At 60.0% G+C, this 21,240-nt stretch carries 18 protein-coding genes; 13 read left to right on the forward strand and 5 right to left on the reverse strand.

The genetic code is table 11. The features are described 5' to 3' along the window. The first annotated feature begins 57 nt into the window (after positions 1 to 57). Positions 58 to 828, forward strand: a complete 771-nt coding sequence (locus BT116_RS04475) for an iron-containing redox enzyme family protein (protein WP_219737843.1) — start codon at positions 58 to 60, stop codon at positions 826 to 828. 147 nt (positions 829 to 975) lie between these two features. On the opposite strand, the gene BT116_RS04480 is transcribed toward BT116_RS04475, so the two are convergent. From BT116_RS04480 to BT116_RS04500, 5 genes are all read right to left on the reverse strand, one after another. Beyond that, positions 976 to 1,902 carry a GGDEF domain-containing protein gene (locus tag BT116_RS04480; protein ID WP_072340442.1) on the reverse strand — a complete coding sequence of 309 codons (927 nt, stop codon included), beginning with the start codon at positions 1,900 to 1,902 and terminating at the stop codon, positions 976 to 978. 354 nt (positions 1,903 to 2,256) lie between these two features. After that, positions 2,257 to 2,997 carry a YciK family oxidoreductase gene (locus BT116_RS04485; protein WP_018602937.1) on the reverse strand — a complete coding sequence of 247 codons (741 nt, stop codon included), beginning with the start codon at positions 2,995 to 2,997 and terminating at the stop codon, positions 2,257 to 2,259. A gap of 185 nt (positions 2,998 to 3,182) precedes the next feature. Beyond that, positions 3,183 to 3,854 (reverse strand): N-acetylmuramic acid 6-phosphate phosphatase MupP, encoded by a 672-nt coding sequence (mupP, locus tag BT116_RS04490; protein WP_063322362.1) that lies wholly within the window; start codon positions 3,852 to 3,854, stop codon positions 3,183 to 3,185. Positions 3,855 to 3,858: 4 nt separating this feature from the next. Continuing rightward, complete coding sequence (gene ubiG / locus BT116_RS04495; RefSeq protein WP_072340445.1) at positions 3,859 to 4,557, reverse strand: bifunctional 2-polyprenyl-6-hydroxyphenol methylase/3-demethylubiquinol 3-O-methyltransferase UbiG; 699 nt, start codon at positions 4,555 to 4,557, stop codon at positions 3,859 to 3,861. A gap of 61 nt (positions 4,558 to 4,618) precedes the next feature. Continuing rightward, entirely contained in the window at positions 4,619 to 5,950 is a 1,332-nt protein-coding gene (locus tag BT116_RS04500; RefSeq protein WP_072340448.1) for a TRZ/ATZ family hydrolase, read from the reverse strand. Between the two features lie 106 nt (positions 5,951 to 6,056). On the opposite strand from BT116_RS04500, the gene mtnA reads away from it, so the two are divergent. The 12 genes from mtnA (at position 6,057) to BT116_RS04560 (ending at position 20,945) form a co-directional block, all read left to right on the forward strand. After that, positions 6,057 to 7,133 carry an S-methyl-5-thioribose-1-phosphate isomerase gene (gene mtnA / locus BT116_RS04505; RefSeq protein ID WP_072340451.1) on the forward strand — a complete coding sequence of 359 codons (1,077 nt, stop codon included), beginning with the start codon at positions 6,057 to 6,059 and terminating at the stop codon, positions 7,131 to 7,133. A gap of 442 nt (positions 7,134 to 7,575) precedes the next feature. Further along, the gene (gene gyrA / locus BT116_RS04510; RefSeq protein WP_072340453.1) at positions 7,576 to 10,239 is read left to right on the forward strand and encodes a DNA gyrase subunit A; all 2,664 of its coding nucleotides are present in this window, start codon (positions 7,576 to 7,578) and stop codon (positions 10,237 to 10,239) included. A 228-nt stretch (positions 10,240 to 10,467) separates the two neighbouring features. After that, on the forward strand, positions 10,468 to 11,553 hold the full coding sequence (gene serC / locus BT116_RS04515; protein ID WP_003199231.1) for a 3-phosphoserine/phosphohydroxythreonine transaminase: 1,086 nt from the start codon (positions 10,468 to 10,470) through the stop codon (positions 11,551 to 11,553). Beyond that, positions 11,553 to 12,647, forward strand: coding sequence for a prephenate dehydratase (gene pheA, locus BT116_RS04520; protein WP_072340456.1), 1,095 nt, complete (start codon positions 11,553 to 11,555; stop codon positions 12,645 to 12,647). The genes serC and pheA overlap by 1 nt, the downstream gene beginning before the upstream one ends. A gap of 13 nt (positions 12,648 to 12,660) precedes the next feature. Next, entirely contained in the window at positions 12,661 to 13,773 is a 1,113-nt protein-coding gene (hisC, locus tag BT116_RS04525; protein WP_072340459.1) for a histidinol-phosphate transaminase, read from the forward strand. Between the two features lie 28 nt (positions 13,774 to 13,801). Beyond that, positions 13,802 to 16,009: a bifunctional prephenate dehydrogenase/3-phosphoshikimate 1-carboxyvinyltransferase gene (locus BT116_RS04530; protein ID WP_256572529.1), complete on the forward strand. Its 2,208-nt coding sequence runs from the start codon at positions 13,802 to 13,804 to the stop codon at positions 16,007 to 16,009. Beyond that, positions 16,006 to 16,695: a (d)CMP kinase gene (cmk, locus tag BT116_RS04535; RefSeq protein ID WP_014337227.1), complete on the forward strand. Its 690-nt coding sequence runs from the start codon at positions 16,006 to 16,008 to the stop codon at positions 16,693 to 16,695. Before BT116_RS04530 ends, cmk begins: the two co-directional genes overlap by 4 nt. Positions 16,696 to 16,814: 119 nt before the next feature. Next, positions 16,815 to 18,509 carry a 30S ribosomal protein S1 gene (gene rpsA, locus BT116_RS04540; RefSeq protein ID WP_014337228.1) on the forward strand — a complete coding sequence of 565 codons (1,695 nt, stop codon included), beginning with the start codon at positions 16,815 to 16,817 and terminating at the stop codon, positions 18,507 to 18,509. Between the two features lie 226 nt (positions 18,510 to 18,735). Next, the gene (locus BT116_RS04545) at positions 18,736 to 19,014 is read left to right on the forward strand and encodes a hypothetical protein (protein ID WP_072340466.1); all 279 of its coding nucleotides are present in this window, start codon (positions 18,736 to 18,738) and stop codon (positions 19,012 to 19,014) included. Between the two features lie 136 nt (positions 19,015 to 19,150). Further along, positions 19,151 to 19,447 carry an integration host factor subunit beta gene (gene ihfB / locus BT116_RS04550; protein WP_003199243.1) on the forward strand — a complete coding sequence of 99 codons (297 nt, stop codon included), beginning with the start codon at positions 19,151 to 19,153 and terminating at the stop codon, positions 19,445 to 19,447. A gap of 26 nt (positions 19,448 to 19,473) precedes the next feature. Beyond that, positions 19,474 to 19,698 (forward strand): lipopolysaccharide assembly protein LapA domain-containing protein, encoded by a 225-nt coding sequence (locus tag BT116_RS04555; protein WP_072340469.1) that lies wholly within the window; start codon positions 19,474 to 19,476, stop codon positions 19,696 to 19,698. 179 nt (positions 19,699 to 19,877) lie between these two features. Beyond that, positions 19,878 to 20,945: an LPS O-antigen chain length determinant protein WzzB gene (locus tag BT116_RS04560; protein ID WP_072340472.1), complete on the forward strand. Its 1,068-nt coding sequence runs from the start codon at positions 19,878 to 19,880 to the stop codon at positions 20,943 to 20,945. The last annotated feature ends 295 nt before the right edge of the window (positions 20,946 to 21,240 follow it).

Consider the following 21,240-nt stretch of genomic DNA (forward strand, 5'->3'; position numbering starts at 1 on the left):
ATCACAATCAAAAGGAGCCCGACAGTGATCGACACATTCAACCGAACAGGCCCGCTCATGGACGCCACGAGCTATCCGAAATGGGCACAGCAGCTCATTACCGATTGCAGCGAGAGCAAGCGCCGGGTTGTCGAACACGAACTGTATCAGCGCATGCGCGACAACAAGCTCAGCGCCAGGACCATGCGCCACTACCTCATTGGTGGTTGGCCGGTCGTCGAACAGTTCGCTTTATACATGGCACAGAACCTCACCAAGACCCGCTTTGCCCGCCACCCCGGTGAGGACATGGCGCGTCGCTGGCTGATGCGCAACATTCGTGTCGAACTCAACCATGCCGACTACTGGGTCAACTGGAGCGCCGCCCATGGCGTGACCCTGGAAGACCTGCAAGCACAGCATGTGCCGCCTGAGCTGCATGCCTTGAGCCACTGGTGCTGGCACACCAGTTCCTCGGATTCGCTGATCGTGGCCATCGCCGCGACCAACTATGCCATTGAGGGGGCTACGGGAGAGTGGTCGGCGCTCGTGTGTTCCAGCGGTGTCTATGCGGCCGCTTTCGCCGAGGAAGACCGCAAGCGGGCGATGAAATGGCTGAAGATGCATGCCCAGTACGACGATGCCCATCCTTGGGAAGCCCTGGAAATCATCTGTACGCTGGCGGGGATGAACCCAAGCAAAGCCCTGCAAACGGAGCTGCGCCAGGCCGTGTGCAAGAGCTATGACTACATGTACCTATTCCTGGAGCGTTGCATGCAACTGGAGCAGTCGGAGACGGTGAGCAAGTCCTCGTCCACCCGTGAGCGCCTGGCTCTGGCCGGGAGCTGATTACTACCGCTACAGATAGCCACAACCTGTGGGAGCGAGCCTGCTTGCGAAGAGGTCTGACAGTCGACGGGGAGGTTGACTGCAAGACCGCTTTCGCGAGCAAGCCCGCTCCCACAAGGATGTGGTGTCCTTACATTCTTTCGTTGTTCAGCCTGCCATTGCCAGTCGATTACGGCCTTCGCGCTTGGCCACGTACAGTGCGCTGTCAGCCCTGCGCAGCAGGCTTTCCGATGATTCCCCCGGTAGCAGGGTGGCGCAACCCAGGCTGACCGTCAGCTCGATCCTTGTGCTCGCGGCGAAATAATCCTGGGCCTGGGCGGCGTAGCGCAGTCGTTCCCCGACCATGGCTGCAGCATCCCGGCCGGTATTGGCCAGCAGGATCAGAAACTCTTCACCGCCGAACCTGAACACCATGTCCACGTTGCGCAGTTGGCCCTTGATCGACTCGGCCACGGCCTTGAGCACTTCGTCGCCAACACCGTGACCATGGCTATCGTTGATGCGCTTGAAATGGTCGATGTCGAGCATCAGCACCGACAAGGGTTGCGAATGGCGCTTGGCCATGTCGATTTCACGCATCAGCGTCTGGTCCATGGCAATGCGGTTGCCGGTACCGGTCAGCGGATCGCGCAGGGCGCTCTGGGTGGCGGCCCGATAGAGCAATGCGTTGCGCAGTGGATACAGCAGCGTCGATATGATGGATTCAAGGTCGCTTTGTTCGGCTTCGGTGAAGCGCTGGTTGCGACGGAATACCAGTTCGCCCAGGTGTTCGCCTTCATGGCTGAGGTTATAGCTGAGGGTGTGATGCCCGCGTTGCCCGAACTCCAGGCGCAAATCACTGGCTTTGTGCTGGTAAGCCAACGCATCCAGGGGCACCAGCCGCTGGATTTCCCGGAAAAACAGGCCGAGGATTCGCTGTGGCTCCAGGCTGGTCTGCAGCTGTTGGCTCAGTTGCTGGCGCAATTGCGAAAGACTGACGGAGCGTGCCGCGAGCGGCGATGGCTGGCCAAGACCCAGACGCTGCAATTTGGCGCTGTCGAAGTCAATCGCGTTGATCTGGGTGGGCGTTTTCATATGGCGTTAGCCCCTAAGCTAAATCTGTCCTGGCAGGTTGGGTGTGGCGGCTTTGGGCTGCGCGTCGTACTGGTCCTTCAGTCCCGTAGGACACTGATTTGAGTTTAGTCTGCTTTCCCTGGCAGGCATAAGTCTCGTCTCAACGTCCACTACTTGCCGAACATGGCATGTTTGAGGAAGTTTAGAGCGAAAGTCGTGCCATTCGGTTCACTTCAATAAAAACCGATTGAAAATCAATGGATTGGCAGAACGGTACGGCAGTCCCGGCGACGTGGACTTGGCGGTTCGCCTCGCTGGGCATCGACCCAAGGCTCGTGCCGCGACGGTAAATCGTCGCGACACGGGCTGGGCTCACTATTGCGCGTTGAACGCCTGGCCATTGACGCCGGTGCTGTCCGGGCCCATGAGGTACAGGTAGACCGGCATGATCTCCTCGGGCGTCGGATTGTTGAGTGGGTTTTCCCCCGGGTAGGCCTGGGCTCGCATGCTGGTGCGGGTGGCACCGGGGTTGATGCTGTTGGCGCGCACGGCGGCGACGGTGTCGACTTCGTCGGCCAGAGTCTGCATCAGCCCCTCGGTGGCGAACTTGGACACGCCATAGGCGCCCCAGTACGCCCGGCCCTTGCGCCCGACGCTGCTGGAGGTGAACACCACGGACGCATCCTGGGACAGCTTGAGCAGGGGCAGCAAGGTGCTGGTAAGCATGAACATCGCGTTGACGTTAACGTGCATCACCCGCATGAAATTCTCACCGGACAACTGTTCCAGCGGTGTACGCGGGCCGATGATCGAGGCGTTGTGCAGCAGGCCGTCCAGATGACCGAACTCGGTTTCGATCATGGCCGCCAGTTCATCGTACTGATGAGGCAGCGCGGTTTCGAGGTTGAACGGGATCACCGCTGGCTGCGGATGACCGGCCGCCTCGATTTCATCGTAGACCTGGGTCAGGTTGGCTTCGGTCTTGCCCAGCAGCAGCACGGTGGCGCCATGGGCGGCATAGGCTTTCGCCGCTGCGGCACCGATACCGCGACCAGCACCGGTGACCAGAATCACCCGGCCATTGAGCAGGTCGGGGCGGGCAGAATAATCAAACATAAAAAACCTCACGAAACATAACGATGCGTGGTGGTGCGTTGTTGTGGCGAGGGGATTTATCCCCGCTGGGCTGCGAAGCAGCCCCTGTTTTTCATGCCATTGGGATCCAGGCTTTCTGAACTGGCGATGGAGGGGACCGCTTCGCGCTCCAGCGGGAGCAAGCTCCCTCGCCACAAGGGCTCAGCTCAGCAACTGCACAACGCGTTATCCAGCACTTCACGCAGCGCCGAAGGGTGGTCGATCACGACATCCGCGCCCCAGTGCTTCGGGTTGTCGTCCGGGTGGATGTAGCCGTAGGTCACCGCGCAGGTCTTGGTACCGGCGCTGCGGCCGGACTCGATGTCCCGCAGGTCATCGCCCACGAACAGCACGCTGGCCGGGTCCAGGTCGAGCATCTTGCACGCCAGGGTCAGCGGTTCCGGGTCTGGCTTGCTGTTCTTCACGTGATCAGGGCAGATCAGCACTTTCGAGCGCTCGGCCAGGCCCAGTTGCTGCATGATGGGCTCGGCGAAACGCACCGGCTTGTTGGTGACCACGCCCCAGATCAGGTTGGCCGCTTCGATATCGGCCAGCACCTCGGCCATGCCGTCGAACAAATGGCTGTGGACCGCGCATCCCTTGAGGTAGCGGTCGAGGAATTCCTGGCGCAGTTCCTCGAACCCCGGTGATTCAGGGTCCATGGAAAAGGTCACCGCGACCATCGCCCGGGCGCCGCCGGAAATCTCGTCGCGGATGTGTTGCGTGTTCATCGGTGGCAAGCCACGGTCGGCGCGCATGGCCTGGCAGATGGCGATGAAGTCCGGCGCGGTGTCGAGCAGCGTGCCGTCCATGTCGAAGAGAACCGCTTTGAGACGCATCGACTTACTCCTCGCGCAGGGTCTGGATCATATAGTTGACGTCAACGTCGGCGGCCAGCTTGTAGTGCTTGGTCAGCGGATTGTAGGTCAGGCCGATGATGTCCTTGACCTTCAGCCCGGCCGCCCGGCTCCAGGCGCCCAGTTCGGAAGGGCGGATGAATTTCTTGAAGTCGTGAGTGCCGCGCGGCAGCAGCTTCATGATGTATTCGGCGCCGATGATGGCGAACAGGTAGGCCTTCGGGTTGCGATTGATGGTGGAGAAGAACACCTGGCCGCCGGGCTTGACCATACGGAAGCAGGCGCGGATGACCGACGACGGGTCCGGCACGTGCTCGAGCATTTCCAGGCAGGTGACCACGTCGAATTGGCCGGGCATTTCTTCGGCCAGGGCTTCGGCGGTGATCTGCCGGTATTCCACGCTGACACCCGACTCCAGCTGATGCAGTTGCGCCACGGCCAGTGGCGCTTCGCCCATGTCGATACCCATCACCGTCGCCCCGCGCTGGGCCATGGCTTCGCTGAGGATGCCGCCGCCACAACCGACGTCGAGCACCTTCTTGCCAGCCAGGTTGACCCGTTCGTCAATCCAGTTGACCCGCAGCGGGTTGATGTCGTGCAGCGGCTTGAATTCGCTTTCACGGTCCCACCAGCGATGGGCCAGGGCTTCGAATTTGGCGATTTCGGCGTGGTCGACGTTGCTCATGTGCAGATCCTCGAAAAGCTTGAAAAATCAGGTGCCCCGAGCCGTGGCTCAAGGGGCGTGGTTATTCGTTGTGGCCGCTGATGCGCCGACCCCAGGCCTGGGCCGTGGCGATCAGTCTTGATTCGTCCATGCGGGTCAGTCGGCCATCGTCCAATAACGGCTTGCCGCCCACCCACAGGTGTTTTACGCAATCGCGACCGGTGGCATAGATCAACTGCGACACCGGGTCATAGATCGGCTGCTGGGCCAAGCCCGACAGATCGAAGGCCACCAGGTCGGCGGCCTTGCCCACTTCCAGCGAGCCGACAATCGCCTCGATGCCCAGTGCCCGGGCGCCATTGAGCGTGGCCATGCGCAGCGCCCGGTGGGCATCCAGGGCCGTGGCCGAGCCGGCGACGGCCTTGGCCAGCAGCGCCGCGGTGCGGGTTTCGCCCAGCAGATCCAGGTCGTTGTTGCTCGCCGCGCCGTCGGTGCCGAGTGCCACATTGACGCCGGCCTGCCACAGGCGCTCCACTGGGCAGAAACCGCTGGCCAGCTTCAGGTTCGATTCCGGGCAGTGGATCACGCTGCAATTGCTTTCTACCAGCAAGGCCTGGTCTTCGTCGCTGATTTGAGTCATGTGCACGGCCTGAAAGCGTGGCCCCAGCAGGCCAAGTCGTCCCAGGCGCGCCAGCGGTCGCTCCGCGGTATTATCCACAGCCTGCTGCACTTCGAAGGCGGTTTCGTGAACATGCATATGAATGGCCGCGTCCAGTTCCTCGGCGATCACGCGGATTTTCTCCAGGTTCTCGTCGCCCACGGTGTAGGGGGCGTGCGGGCCGAATGCGACTTTGATCCGTGGGTGGTGCTTGAGGTCGCCAAACAATTCGATGCCCTGACGAATGGCTTCGTCGGCGCTGGCGGCACCGGGGATCGGGAAATCGAGGATTGGAATCGCGATTTGCGCACGAATACCGCTGTCGTGGACACACTCGCTGGCGATCTTGGGGTAGAAATACATGTCGGAAAAGCAGGTGATGCCGCCCTTGATCTGCTCGGCGATGGCCAGGTCGGTGCCGTCGCGTACGAAATCCTCATCGACCCATTTGGCTTCCGCCGGCCAGATGTGCTGTTCGAGCCAGGTCATCAACGGCAGGTCGTCGGCCAGGCCGCGGAACAGGGTCATGGCTGCGTGGCCATGGGCATTGATCAGGCCGGGGCTGAGCAGCATGCCGGGCAGCTCACGGACCTGGGCGGCGTCACACCGGAGGGCTTCTGCCCGTGGACCAATGAACACGATGCAGCCGTCGCGAATGCCCAGGCCATGATCCTTGAGCACTACACCGGCGGGTTCGACAGGCACCAACCAGGTCGGCAGCAATAATAAGTCGAGCGCAACGGCAGGCTTGGGCATCGTGGAACGGTTCCATGGGGTATAAAGGATGGCGAAGTATACCCGAGCGTCCTCGCGGAGGGATCGCTATAATCGGCGGCTTTTGTTCATGAGTACGGGGTGAAGGATGCGCGATCGACTATTGGCTGCGGAGAAGGTGAAGGCCATCGATTGGCGTGATGGCGTCCTGTACCTGTTGGACCTGCGTGGCTTGCCGTTCGAGGAAAACTGGATCGCCTGCACCTGTGCCGCCGATGTGGCCGAGGCCATTGGCTCGCTGGTGGTGCGCGGCGCGCAGGCCATCGGCATCGGCGCGGCTTATGGTGTCGTGCTGGCGGCGCGGGCCAGGATGGCCGAGGGCGGTGACTGGCAATCGGCCCTGGAGGCTGATTTTGCCTTGCTGGCCGAGGCCCGGCCGACAGCGGCGAACCTCTTCTGGGCGCTGGATCGGATGCGCGACCGGTTGGGGCGCTTGAAAGAGCACGCCGAGCCGCTGGCGGTACTTGAGGCTGAAGCCATCGCGATCCACGAAAGTGACCGCGAAGCCAACCTGACCATGACCCAGCTCGGTGTCGACCTGATCCGCAAGCACCAGGGCAACGCCCAGGCCATCCTCACCCACGGCAACACCGGCGCCCTGGCGACCGGTGGCTTCGGCACGGCCTTGGGAGTCATCCGTGGCGCGTATATCGAAGGCATGGTGGAGCGCGTCTATGCCGACGAAACCCGTCCATCGCTGCAAGGCTCGCGCCTGACGGCGTGGGAGCTGGCCCGTGAGGGCATCCCGGTGACCCTCAACGCCGATTCCGCCGCCGCCCACATCATGAAGACGAAAGGTGTGACCTGGGTGATTGTCGGTGCCGACTGCATCACCGCCAATGGCGATGTGGCAAACAAGATCGGTACCTATCAACTGGCGGTCTGTGCCATGCACCATGGTGTGCGTTTCATGGTGGTGGCGCCGAGTTCGACCATCGACATGAGCCTGGCCTGCGGTGATGACATTCCGGTCGAGGAGCGCGATGGGCGTGAACTGCTGGAAATCGGTGGCAAGAGGCTGGGTGGGGAGGTGGACGCCTTCAACCCGACGTTCGATATCACCCCGGCGGATTTGATCGACGTCATCGTCACGGAGAAGGGCATCATCGAGCGTCCGGACACCGCCAAGCTGGCGCAGTTGATGTGCCGCAAGCGGTTGCACTGACGATTTTCAGAGGGTGATCTGCCGCCATCGCGGGCAAGCTCGCTCCCACAGTGGATAGGGCATGTCTGAAATTTCGGACATAAGAGTCCTTGTGGGAGCGAGCTTGCTCGCGATGAGGTCCTCAAAGGCAACAAATGCCTTGCATTTTCGCCCTGATTCTCCATCCGCAGCGCGTCTAAGCCCCTCTGGTCCCATATCAGCCTGTCACCGGTCAACTAACTACGCACCATGCGCATCTGGGGGATAGGTGCGTGGCGGCTCTTGTGATAACATCCGGCGGTTTCCAAGGCTGCCTCGCGAGGTGGCCTTTACTGCGCAGATCCATGGCATAACTCGTTGATTTGTCGTAAGTCGCTGCACGGCACTTGTTCTGCAGCGGCGAGCTTCGTTCGTCCCATCTGGATGTGACGAGGTTTCACCAGAAAAAGGAATCAGGCTTCTCATGGGCGAACTGGCCAAAGAAATCCTCCCGGTCAATATCGAAGACGAGCTGAAACAGTCCTACCTCGACTACGCAATGAGCGTAATCGTCGGGCGGGCGCTGCCGGATGCGCGCGATGGCTTGAAGCCCGTGCACCGGCGCGTGCTGTTCGCGATGAGCGAACTGGGCAACGACTTCAACAAGCCGTACAAGAAATCTGCCCGTGTCGTCGGCGACGTGATCGGTAAGTATCACCCTCACGGCGACACTGCCGTGTACGACACCATCGTTCGTATGGCGCAGCCATTCTCCTTGCGCTACCTGCTGGTAGACGGCCAGGGCAACTTCGGTTCCGTGGACGGCGACAACGCCGCGGCCATGCGATACACCGAAGTGCGCATGACCAAGCTGGCCCACGAACTGCTGGCCGACCTGCACAAGGAAACCGTGGACTGGGTGCCGAACTACGACGGCACCGAAATGATCCCGGCGGTCATGCCGACCCGTATCCCGAACCTGCTCGTCAACGGCTCCAGCGGTATCGCCGTGGGCATGGCGACCAACATCCCGCCGCACAACCTCGGTGAAGTCATCGACGGTTGCCTGGCCCTCATCGACAATCCCGAACTGACTGTCGATGAGCTGATGCAATACATCCCGGGTCCGGACTTCCCGACCGCCGCGATCATCAACGGTCGCGCCGGCATCATCGAAGCCTACCGCACCGGCCGTGGCCGCATTTACATGCGCGCCCGTTCCACCGTCGAAGACATCGACAAGGTTGGCGGCCGCCAGCAAATCGTCATCACCGAGCTGCCGTACCAACTGAACAAGGCTCGCCTGATCGAGAAGATCGCCGAGCTGGTGAAAGAGAAGAAACTCGAAGGCATCACCGAGCTGCGTGACGAGTCCGACAAGGACGGCATGCGCGTCGTGATCGAGTTGCGTCGTGGTGAAGTGCCTGAGGTGATCCTCAACAACCTCTACGCCCAGACCCAACTGCAAAGTGTGTTCGGCATCAACATCGTTGCGCTGATCGACGGCCGTCCGCGGATCCTGAACCTCAAGGACCTGCTGGAAGCTTTCGTGCGTCACCGTCGCGAAGTGGTTACCCGCCGCACCGTGTTCGAACTGCGCAAGGCTCGCGAGCGTGGTCACATTCTCGAAGGCCAGGCCGTTGCCCTGTCGAACATCGACCCGGTGATCGCCCTGATCAAGGCCTCGCCAACGCCATCGGAAGCCAAGGAAGCGCTGATCAGCACGCCTTGGGAGTCCACCGCGGTGGTGGCGATGGTGGAGCGTGCCGGCGCCGATTCGTGCCGTCCGGAGAACCTCGACCCGCAATACGGCCTGCGCGAAGGCAAGTATTTCCTGTCCCCGGAACAGGCCCAGGCCATCCTGGAACTGCGCCTGCACCGCCTGACCGGCCTGGAACACGAGAAGCTGCTGGCCGAGTACCAGGAGATCCTCAACCAGATCGGCGAGCTGATCCGCATCCTCAACAGCGCCACGCGCCTGATGGAAGTGATCCGCGAAGAGCTGGAAGTGATCCGCGCCGAGTACGGCGACGTGCGCCGCACCGAGATTCTCGATGCGCGCCTGGACCTGACCCTGGGCGACATGATCCCGGAAGAAGAGCGCGTGGTGACCATTTCCCACGGCGGCTACGCCAAGACCCAGCCGCTGGCCGCCTACCAGGCCCAGCGTCGCGGCGGCAAAGGCAAGTCGGCGACTGGCGTCAAGGATGAGGACTACATCGCTCACCTGCTGGTTGCCAACAGCCACACCACGCTGTTGCTGTTCTCCAGCAAGGGCAAGGTGTACTGGCTCAAGACCTACGAAATCCCTGAAGCATCCCGTGCCGCACGTGGCCGTCCGCTGGTCAACCTGCTGCCGCTGGACGATGGTGAATACATCACCACCATGCTGCCGGTGGAGGAATACACCGAAGGTCACTACATCTTCATGGCGACCGCCAACGGCACCGTGAAGAAGACCCCGCTGGAATCCTTCAGTCGCCAGCGCAGCGTCGGCCTGATTGCCCTGGAGCTGGACGAAGGCGACGTGCTGATTTCCGCCGCCATCACCGACGGCGAGCGTGAAGTCATGCTGTTCTCCGACGGCGGCAAGGTCACTCGCTTCAAGGAGTCCGACGTTCGCGCCATGGGCCGTACCGCCCGCGGCGTGCGTGGCATGCGCCTGCCCGAAGGCCAGAAGCTGATTTCCATGCTGATCCCGGAAGAAGGCAGCCAGATCCTCACCGCTTCGGCGCGTGGTTATGGCAAGCGCACGGCCATCAGCGAGTTCCCTGAGTACAAGCGTGGCGGCCAGGGCGTGATCGCCATGGTCAGCAACGAGCGTAACGGTCGTCTGGTTGGCGCTGTCCAGGTGCTCGATGGCGAGGAGATCATGTTGATCTCCGACCAGGGTACCCTGGTGCGTACGCGGGTCGCCGAAGTCTCGAGCCTGGGCCGTAACACCCAGGGCGTGACGCTGATCAAGCTGGCCAGCGACGAAACGCTGGTAGGGCTTGAGCGGGTGCAGGAGCCATCGGAAGTCGAAGGCGAGGAGCTGGAAGGCGAGGAAGGCGTGGCGTTCGACGGCACCCTGGGTGCCGATGTCGACGACATGACCGGCGACCAACCGCTCGACGCTGCCGCAGACGAAGAAGAACCGCAGGACTAAGCGGACACGCGGGGGGCGGATGAAGATTCGCCCCCTTGTTGTTTGTCCCGTTTGAAAATTTGCAACACTGCACACTAGGATCGTTCCCACGCTCTGCGTGGGAATGCCGCTCGGGACGCTCCGCGTCCCATGACGCAGAGCGTCATTGGATGCATTCCCACGCAGAGCGTGGGAACGATCAGTGTTGAACAAGATTTATGTGACCACCAGATCAGAGCGAGATTGGATGTGAGCAAGAGAGCCTATAACTTCTGTGCCGGCCCGGCGGCGTTGCCTGAAGCGGTCCTGAAGCGTGCCCAGGGTGAACTTCTCGACTGGCACGGCAAGGGCCTGTCGGTCATGGAAATGAGCCATCGCAGCGATGAGTTCGTGTCCATTGCCACCAAGGCCGAGCAGGACCTGCGTGATCTGCTGAACATCCCGTCCAACTACAAGGTGCTGTTCCTGCAGGGCGGCGCCAGCCAGCAGTTCGCCCAGATCCCGTTGAACCTGCTGCCGGAAAGTGGCAAGGCCGACTACATCGACACCGGTATCTGGTCGCAGAAAGCCATCGAAGAAGCTTCGCGCTACGGTCACGTCAACGTGGCTGCCACCGCCAAGCCCTACGACTATTTCGCGATTCCCGGCCAGAACGAATGGAACCTGTCCAAGGACGCGGCCTACGTTCACTACGCGCCGAACGAAACCATCGGTGGCCTGGAATTCAACTGGATCCCGGAAACTGGCGACGTGCCATTGGTGGCCGACATGTCCTCGGACATTCTCTCGCGCCCTGTGGATATCTCCCGTTTCGGCATGATCTACGCCGGCGCCCAGAAAAACATCGGCCCTAGCGGCATCCTGGTCAGCATCATTCGTGAAGACCTGCTGGGGCGTGCCCGCTCCCTGTGCCCGACCATGCTCAACTACAAGGTCGCGGCCGACAACGGCTCGATGTACAACACCCCGCCGACCCTGGCCTGGTACCTCTCTGGCCTGGTATTCGAATGGCTGAAGGAGCAGGGCGGTGTCGAGGCCATCGGCAAGCTCAACGAAGTCAAGCAGCGCACGCTGTATGACTTCATCGACGCCAGCGGCCTCTACAGCAACCCGATCAACAAGACCGATCGTTCGTGGATGAACGTGCCGTTCCGCCTGGCCGACGACCGTCTGGACAAGCCGTTCCTGGCCGGTGCCGACGAGCGTGGACTGCTGAACCTCAAGGGCCACCGTTCGGTCGGTGGCATGCGTGCCTCCATCTACAACGCCGTCGACATCAACGCCGTCAATGCGTTGATCGCCTACATGGCAGAGTTCGAGAAGGAACATGGCTGATGTCTGAGCAAGAACTCAAGGCGCTGCGCCTGCGCATCGATGCCCTGGACGAAAAGGTCCTGGAGTTGATCAGCGAGCGTGCGCGCTGCGCCCAGGAAGTCGCCCGGGTGAAGATGGCCTCCCTGGCCGAAGGCGAAGTGCCGGTGTTCTATCGTCCTGAGCGTGAAGCCCAGGTGCTCAAGCGTGTCATGGAGCGCAACAAGGGGCCGCTGGGCAACGAAGAGATGGCGCGGTTGTTCCGCGAAATCATGTCCTCGTGCCTGGCGCTCGAGCAGCCGCTGAAAGTCGCCTACCTGGGCCCGGAAGGGACCTTCACCCAGGCCGCCGCCATGAAGCACTTTGGTCACGCCGTGATCAGCAAGCCAATGGCGGCCATCGACGAAGTCTTCCGCGAAGTGGCGGCCGGCGCGGTGAATTTTGGCGTGGTGCCGGTGGAAAACTCTACCGAAGGCGCGGTCAACCACACGCTGGACAGCTTCCTCGAGCATGACATGGTGATCTGCGGCGAAGTCGAGCTGCGTATCCACCATCACCTGTTGGTCGGCGAGAACACCAAGACCGACAGCATCAGCCGGATCTATTCCCACGCCCAATCGTTGGCCCAGTGCCGCAAGTGGCTGGACGCCCATTACCCGAACGTCGAGCGCGTAGCGGTATCGAGCAACGCCGAAGCGGCCAAGCGGGTCAAGGGTGAGTGGAACTCGGCGGCGATCGCTGGTGATATGGCGGCCGGCCTCTACGGGCTGACGCGCCTGGCCGAGAAAATCGAGGATCGCCCGGACAACTCCACGCGGTTCCTGATGATCGGCAACCAGGAAGTACCGCCGACCGGCGACGACAAGACCTCGATCATCGTCTCCATGAGCAACAAGCCCGGTGCGCTCCATGAGCTGCTGGTGCCGTTCCATGACAACGGTATCGACCTGACGCGGATCGAGACCCGTCCGTCGCGCAGCGGTAAATGGACCTACGTGTTCTTCATCGATTTCGTCGGCCACCACCGCGATCCGCTGGTAAAAGGTGTGCTGGAGAAAATCAGTCAGGAAGCAGTGGCACTCAAGGTGCTGGGTTCCTACCCCAAGGCAGTTCTTTAAGGGCGGATAGCAAATGAGTGGCAACTTCCTCGCTCTGGCTCAGCCAGGCGTGCAACAACTCTCGCCTTACGTTCCGGGCAAGCCCGTCGACGAACTGGCCCGCGAGCTGGACCTGGATCCGGCCAACATCGTCAAGTTGGCGAGCAACGAAAATCCGTTGGGCGCGAGCCCCAAGGCACTGGCGGCGATCCGCGACGAACTGGCCGAGCTGACCCGTTACCCCGATGGCAATGGGTTTGCGTTGAAAAGCCTGCTGGCCGAGCGCTGTGGCGTCGAGCTGAACCAGGTGACGCTGGGCAATGGCTCCAACGACATTCTTGAGTTGGTCGCCCGTGCGTACCTGGCACCGGGTCTCAACGCTGTGTTCAGCGAGCACGCGTTTGCGGTCTACCCGATCGCGACCCAGGCCGTGGGCGCGGATGCCCATGTGGTTCCGGCCAAGGACTGGGGGCACGATCTGCCGGCCATGCTGGCCGCCATCGATGCCAACACGCGGGTGGTCTTCATTGCCAACCCGAACAACCCGACCGGCACCTGGTTCGACGCCCAGGCCTTGGACGACTTCCTGCAAGACGTGCCCGCGCACGTGCTTGTGGTGTTGGACGAGGCCTACATCGAATACGCCGAAGGCAGCGATTTGCCCGATGGCCTGGATTTCCTCGCGGCCTACCCGAACCTGCTGGTTTCGCGCACGTTCTCGAAAGCCTACGGCCTGGCCTCGCTGCGGGTTGGCTACGGCTTGTCCACCGCCGTGGTGGCCGACGTGCTGAACCGCGTGCGCCAGCCATTCAACGTCAACAGCTTCGCCCTGGCAGCCGCCTGTGCCGCCTTGCAGGATGAGGCCTACCTGGCCGAAAGCCGTCGCCTGAACGCGGCCGGCATGCAGCAGTTGGAAGCGGGGTTCCGTGAGCTGGGCTTGAGCTGGATTCCATCCAAAGGCAATTTCATCTGCGTCGACCTGGGGCGTGTCGCTGCGCCGGTGTACCAGGGGCTGCTGCGCGAAGGCGTGATCGTGCGTCCGGTGGCCAACTACGGCATGCCGAACCACTTGCGCGTCACCATCGGCCTGCCAGCGGAAAACAACCGTTTCCTTGAGGCGTTGAGCAAGGTTCTGGCTCGTGGTTGATGTCACTTCGCTGCAACCTGCTGCCCCTATGATCGGTCGCCTGGTGGTGGTCGGCCTGGGGTTGATTGGCGGTTCGTTTGCCAAGGGCTTGCGTGAAAGCGGTCTGTGCCGCGAGGTGGTCGGTGTCGACCTGGATCCGCAGTCGCGCAAGCTGGCCGTGGAGCTGGGGGTGGTCGATCGCTGCGAGGATGACCTGGCGATCGCTTGTCAGGGCGCGGACGTGATCCAATTGGCGGTGCCGATCCTGGCCATGGAAAAACTGCTGGCGCGTCTGGCGACCATGAGCCTGGGGCAAGCGATCCTGACCGACGTCGGCAGCGCCAAGGGCAACGTCGTGCGTGCGGCCACCGAGGCCTTCGGCGGGATGCCGGCGCGCTTCGTGCCCGGCCATCCGATTGCCGGTTCCGAGCAGAGCGGGGTGGAAGCCTCCAACGCCGAACTGTTTCGTCGCCACAAAGTGATTCTCACGCCGCTGGACCAGACGGATCCAGCCGCGCTGGCAGTGGTGGACCGTTTGTGGCGCGAACTGGGCGCCGATGTCGAGCACATGCAGGTCGAGCGTCACGATGAAGTGTTGGCGGCCACCAGCCACTTGCCGCACCTGTTGGCGTTCGGCCTGGTGGATTCGTTGGCCAAACGCAATGAAAATCTTGAGATCTTCCGTTACGCTGCCGGCGGTTTCCGCGATTTCACGAGAATCGCAGGAAGCGACCCGGTCATGTGGCACGACATCTTCCTCGCCAACCGCGAAGCTGTCTTGCGCACACTCGATACATTTCGCAGCGACCTCGACGCCTTGCGCGACGCGGTCGATGCAGGGGACGGGCACCAATTGCTGGGCGTTTTCACACGCGCCAGGGTGGCCCGCGAGCATTTCAGTAAAATCCTGGCCCGTCGGGCCTATGTGGACGCTATGAACTCCAACGATCTGATTTTCCTGGCACAACCTGGTGGCTCCCTGAGCGGGCGTATTCGTGTACCGGGCGATAAATCGATTTCCCACCGTTCGATCATGCTCGGCTCCCTGGCCGAAGGCGTGACCGAGGTGGAAGGCTTCCTCGAGGGCGAAGACGCCCTGGCGACGCTGCAAGCGTTTCGCGACATGGGGGTGGTCATCGAAGGCCCGCATCACGGTCGCGTGACCATCCATGGTGTCGGCCTGCACGGCCTCAAGCCTGCCCCGGGGCCCATCTACCTGGGTAACTCCGGGACCTCGATGCGCCTGTTGTCCGGCCTGCTGGCCGCGCAAGACTTCGACAGTACCCTGACCGGTGACGCCTCGCTGTCCAAGCGCCCGATGAATCGCGTTGCCAATCCGCTGCGGGAAATGGGCGCGGTCATCGAGACGGCCGTCGACGGTCGTCCGCCGATGATCATTCGTGGTGGCAACAAGCTCAAGGGCCTGACCTACACCATGCCTATGGCCAGCGCCCAGGTAAAATCCTGCCTGCTGCTGGCCGGTCTCTACGCCGAAGGCAAGACCACCGTCACCGAGCCGGCCCCGACCCGCGACCATACCGAGCGCATGTTGCGCGGCTTCGGCTACCCGGTCACGGTCGATGGCGCCACGGCGTCCGTCGAGTCTGGCAGCAAGCTGACCGCTACCCACATCGAAGTGCCGGGTGACATCTCCTCGTCGGCATTCTTCCTGGTGGCCGCTTCGATTGCCGAAGGTTCCGACCTGGTGCTCGAGCACGTCGGCATCAACCCGACCCGTACCGGCGTGATCGACATCCTGCGCCTGATGGGCGCTGACATCACCCTGGAAAACCAGCGTGAAGTCGGCGGCGAGCCGGTGGCGGACCTGCGCGTACGAGCAGCTAAACTCAAGGGTATCGAGATTCCGGAGGCGCTGGTTCCGCTGGCCATCGATGAGTTCCCGGTGCTGTTCGTGGCGGCCGCCTGTGCAGAAGGGCGCACCGTATTGACGGGCGCCGAAGAGCTGCGGGTCAAGGAGTCGGATCGCATCCAGGTGATGGCTGATGGCTTGCTCGCACTGGGCGTCAAGTGCCAGCCAACGCCGGACGGCATCATCATCGACGGCGGCCAGATCGGCGGCGGCGAAGTCCATGGTCACGGTGACCATCGTATCGCCATGGCCTTCAGTGTTGCGTCTTTGCGCGCCAGCGCGCCGATTCGCATCCATGATTGCGCCAACGTCGCGACGTCGTTCCCGAACTTCCTGGCGCTGTGCGCGCAGGTCGGTATCCGAGTAGCACAAGAGGCGCAGTCGTGAACATCAAGGCACCGGTCATCACCATCGATGGCCCAAGCGGTTCGGGCAAGGGCACCGTCGCCGGGATCCTGGCCAGGCAGTTGGGCTGGAACCTGCTCGATTCGGGTGCCCTGTATCGTCTATTGGCGTTCGCTGCCGCGAACCATGGCGTCGACCTGACCAACGAAGAGTTGCTCAAGGCGCTGGCGGCTCATCTGGACGTGCAATTCATTGCCGCGACCGACGGTCAGCTCCAGCGCATCATTCTGGAAGGTGACGAAGTCAGCGACGTCATTCGTACCGAAAGCGTGGGGGCCGGGGCCTCCCAGGTCGCCGCGCTGCCGGCGGTACGCGAAGCCTTGCTGCAACGCCAGCGTGCCTTCCAGGAGCCGCCGGGGCTGGTGGCCGATGGTCGTGACATGGGCACGGTGGTCTTTCCTGACGCGCCGCTGAAGATTTTCCTCACCGCCAGTGCAGAGGAGAGGGCGCGTCGCCGATATTTGCAGTTGAAGGGCAAAGGCGAGGATGTTAGTCTGTCGAGTCTGCTAGATGAGATCCGTGCACGCGATGAGCGTGACACCCAGCGCGCAGTAGCCCCGCTCAAGCCGGCGGCCGACGCGATACAGCTGGATTCCACGGAGTTGTCCATCGATCAGGTGCTGCAACGCATCATGAGCGAGATCGCCATTCGCGATATCGCCGGGTGACAGGAAGCTCCGCAGGGGACCAGTCATAGTCCTGCGGCGCTTCTTTTATATGAAACTAACCCACATCGTCTGGGGTGTGGAGATGGGCGTTTACTTCGCCCTAATCAACAGGAATTAAAATGAGCGAAAGCTTTGCGGAACTCTTTGAAGAAAGCTTGAAAACCCTGAACCTTCAGGCAGGCTCCATCATCACCGGCGTTATCGTTGATATCGATTACCAAGCTCGCTGGGTAACCGTTCACGCTGGTCTGAAGTCTGAAGCGCTGATCCCGCTTGAGCAGTTCTACAACGACGCTGGCGAACTGAACATCAACGTCGGTGACGAAGTTCACGTTGCGCTGGACTCGGTTGAAGATGGTTTCGGTGAAACCAAGCTGTCCCGTGAAAAAGCCAAGCGCGCTGAATGCTGGATCGTTCTGGAAGCGGCCTTCGCAGCTGAGGAAGTGGTCAAGGGCGTTATCAACGGTAAGGTTAAAGGCGGCTTCACTGTCGACGTTAACGGCATCCGTGCGTTCCTGCCAGGTTCCCTGGTTGACGTCCGTCCAGTGCGCGATACCACGCACCTGGAAGGCAAAGAGCTGGAATTCAAGGTTATCAAGCTGGACCAGAAGCGCAACAACGTTGTCGTTTCCCGTCGCAGTGTCCTGGAAGCCGAGAACTCCGCCGAGCGTGAAGCTCTGCTGGAATCGCTGCAGGAAGGCCAGCAGGTCAAGGGTATCGTCAAGAACCTCACCGATTACGGCGCATTCGTCGATCTGGGTGGCGTCGATGGCCTGCTGCACATCACCGACATGGCCTGGAAGCGTATCAAGCATCCTTCGGAAATCGTCAACGTTGGCGACGAGATCGATGTCAAGGTTCTGAAGTACGATCGCGAGCGCAATCGTGTTTCCCTGGGCCTCAAGCAACTGGGTGAAGATCCATGGGTCGCTATCAAAGCCCGTTACCCAGAAAGCACCCGCGTCACCGCTCGTGTTACCAACCTGACCGACTACGGCTGCTTCGCTGAGCTGGAAGAAGGCGTTGAAGGCCTGGTACACGTTTCCGAAATGGACTGGACCAACAAGAACATCCACCCTTCGAAAGTCGTACAAGTCGGCGACGAAGTGGAAGTCATGGTTCTGGACATCGACGAAGAGCGTCGTCGTATCTCCCTCGGCATCAAGCAGTGCAAGTCCAACCCATGGGAAGACTTCTCTGGCCAGTTCAACAAGGGCGATAAAATCTCCGGCACCATCAAGTCGATCACCGATTTCGGTATCTTCATTGGTCTGGACGGCGGCATCGACGGCCTGGTTCACCTGTCCGACATCTCCTGGAACGAAGTGGGCGAAGAAGCCGTACGCCGTTTCAAGAAGGGCGACGAGCTGGACACCGTTATCCTGTCGGTTGACCCAGAGCGCGAGCGCATCTCCCTGGGCATCAAGCAACTGGAAAGCGATCCGTTCTCCGAGTACGTTCAAGAGAACGACAAAGGCGCAATCGTTAAGGGCATCGTGAAAGAAGTTGACGCCAAAGGCGCCATCATCACTCTGGCCGACGATATCGAAGCGACTCTGAAAGCCTCCGAAATCAGCCGTGACCGCGTTGAAGACGCGCGCAACGTTCTGAAAGAAGGCGAAGAAGTAGAAGCCAAGATCATCAGCGTTGACCGCAAGAGCCGCGTAATCCAGCTCTCCATCAAGTCGAAAGACGATGCTGAAGAGAAAGAAGCAATCCAGAGCCTGCGCGACAAGCCAGCTACCTCTGACATTGCTGCTGGTCCTACCACTCTGGGCGACCTGTTGCGTGCACAAATGGAAAAACAGAACTGAGTTCTGTCAGACCATAGAAAAAGGGCGACTTCGGTCGCCCTTTTTTGTGCCTGCGAAATGTCAAGATTCTCTGCAAGCTGCTGCCGATGGCAGAGTTCATTCGGGACGCTGCGAAACCAACCCATCAACCCAGCTGTCTCTTTTATGAAGCGGATCAATAATCTATTCAGGGCGTGGCTCCGACTTGTATAAATGATCGATCCGGACCTCTGTCTAAAGGAACTGAATGAACAAGCTCTTTCTGGTGTTGAGTATCTTGGTGCTGGCCGCTTGTTCTACAAGCGCCAAGACCCACGCAGTGCGTGGTGTCAGTGGTATCGAGGTCGACTGCTCGGGGTTGGGTTCCGGTTGGGAGAAGTGCCACAAGAGAGCCGCAAGAGAGTGTAAGGGGGCTGGCTACAAGGTGGTTACCCGATCTGACGACGCGAAGGATGAAGATCAGTACCCCTTTGGTTTCAATCCGGCTGGCTATCTGACTCGTACGATGCTGGTCATCTGTCGATAGCATCTCCCTGCTTGCGCACAAAGAGGCGGTAGGGGAGTCAAGAAGAATGTCAATACTTGGGCTGTTCAAATCCCTCCGGTCATGCTAAAACCTTTTCAAGCGATTTTCCTAGCTGCTTGAAAAAGAAGGGAAAAATATGACGAAGTCGGAGTTGATCGAACGAATTGTCACCCATCAAGGGCTACTCTCATCCAAGGATGTGGAGCTAGCCATCAAGACCATGCTTGAACAAATGTCCCAGTGCCTGGCTACGGGGGATCGCATCGAGATCCGCGGTTTCGGCAGCTTCTCCCTGCACTACCGCGCTCCGCGGGTTGGGCGCAACCCCAAAACGGGCCAGTCCGTCAGCCTTGATGGAAAGTTCGTTCCTCATTTCAAACCAGGCAAAGAGCTTAGGGATCGTGTGAATGAGGAGGAGGGGGATGAGCTCTGACGGAGCCCCAAAACAGAGGAGTTCACATGCGGAACTTTAAACGCTTGACCCTTGTCGTACTTGCGCTGCTCGTGGCCTCAGCTATCGTCCTGTTCGTGCTTGAAAACAACCAGCCAGTGGCACTGCTGTTTCTGGGCTGGTCAGCTCCGCAGCTTCCTGTCTCGGTTTTCGTGATCCTGGCGCTTCTCGCTGGTATGATAGTCGGGCCGTTACTCGCGTGGTTTTTAGGAGCGCGTAGGCGCTTTAAATAAATGGATGTGTGGCCCGGAAGTCTTGGTAAGGATCACTATCTGCAATTTTTCTGACTTTGGGTGCGTTTTGTTCGTATTTAATCTAGCTCAGTTTGCCGCTATATCCGACACGGCCTTGCCCGCCTTGCCATTGAATGCGTTCGATGTGTCTACGAGCCTGATGCAAAGCGAGGCTTCTTATGCAAAATGATCGTATTGATACGCATGACGCAGACGAGATTGATCTGGTTGAGCTTGTTCAGGGGCTTTGGGCTCAAAAATGGCTGATCTTAGTCGTCACCCTTTTAGTCACTGCTAGTGCTGCCGCTTACGCGTTTCTCAGCAAACCTGTCTATGAAGCAAAACTTTTTATCATGCCACCCACTCAGAACGGTATTGCTGAGTTGAACTACGGTCGTGGGAAAAGTACCGAACTCGAAACTTATTCCATTAAGCATGTATACGATGTGTTTGCTCGTAATCTGCAAGGCGAATCTCTTCGCCAAAACTTCTTCAATGAAATTTATCTCCCGTCACTTGATGAATCCCGGCGAAAGGGGGCTCTCGACCGTTTGTATGAACAATTCTCACGGGAGCTGGTAATCAAGGGGCCAGGTAAGGATACGCCGGACCGGTTCTCCGTGACTGTCCAAAGCGGCGATCCAATAAAGGCCACTGAGTGGGTAAAGACCTATGTGGCGCGCGCCAGCGAGGCGGCCGAATCGGAGCTGATCAAGAACGTAACGACCGAGGCTTCCGTAAGAGCTCGTAACCTTGAGCAGCGCATTATTAGCTTACGCGAAACCGCGCAACGGATACGCGAGGATCGGATTCAACAACTGCGTGAAGCACTGAAAATTGCCGAGGCGATTGGCCTTACTACGCCAACCATAAACTCTTCTGCAGCTGTGGATATTACTGTTGATACCGGTAATAAGATGGATTATCAGAGGGGCAGCAAGGCGTTGGCTGCTGAAGTCAGTACTCTGGAGGCGAGGGCCTCCGATGACGCATTTATATCGGATTTGCGGACGTTGCAGATGCGTTATAACTTCTATCGTAAGTTAAATATAGATCCTGATCGTATTTCAGTTTATCGACAGGATGGTGAAGTTGACGTGCCGGAGAGTCCAATTAAACCTCGAAAAGTAATAATTTTGATATTGGGTGTTGTCGGAGGCTTGGTGTTAGGTGGATTTATTGCTCTCATTCGATTCATCTTGCTGCGCAGTAAGGTGGCCAAAATGATATCCTCCAGTAGCGGCTGATAGCTTCATAAAGCTAGAGATTTAATTCTGAACCAACCATTTAAACCTGTCAGTGCTGAGGGATTCAGCGCTGACGGGTTTTCTGTTTTCGACAGCATCATGATTTTATTTGGATGTAGTAAAGTGACGAGTGGTTCGGCTTTCCTTCGCGAGAGTGGGATCGGGGTAGGGCAAGCGTAGAGTACCCCCGCGAGAATTGAGTTTCGCTGCCTCTCAAGTGCTCGACGAATGCAAAGGAGGCCCGGAGAGGGCGCAAGACTCGCGAAATGTTTGGCGTATGCTCGATTTTTTGACG

This window comes from Pseudomonas sp. NFACC16-2, assembly GCF_900119205.1.
In the GTDB taxonomy this organism is placed as follows: domain Bacteria; phylum Pseudomonadota; class Gammaproteobacteria; order Pseudomonadales; family Pseudomonadaceae; genus Aquipseudomonas; species Aquipseudomonas fluorescens_Q.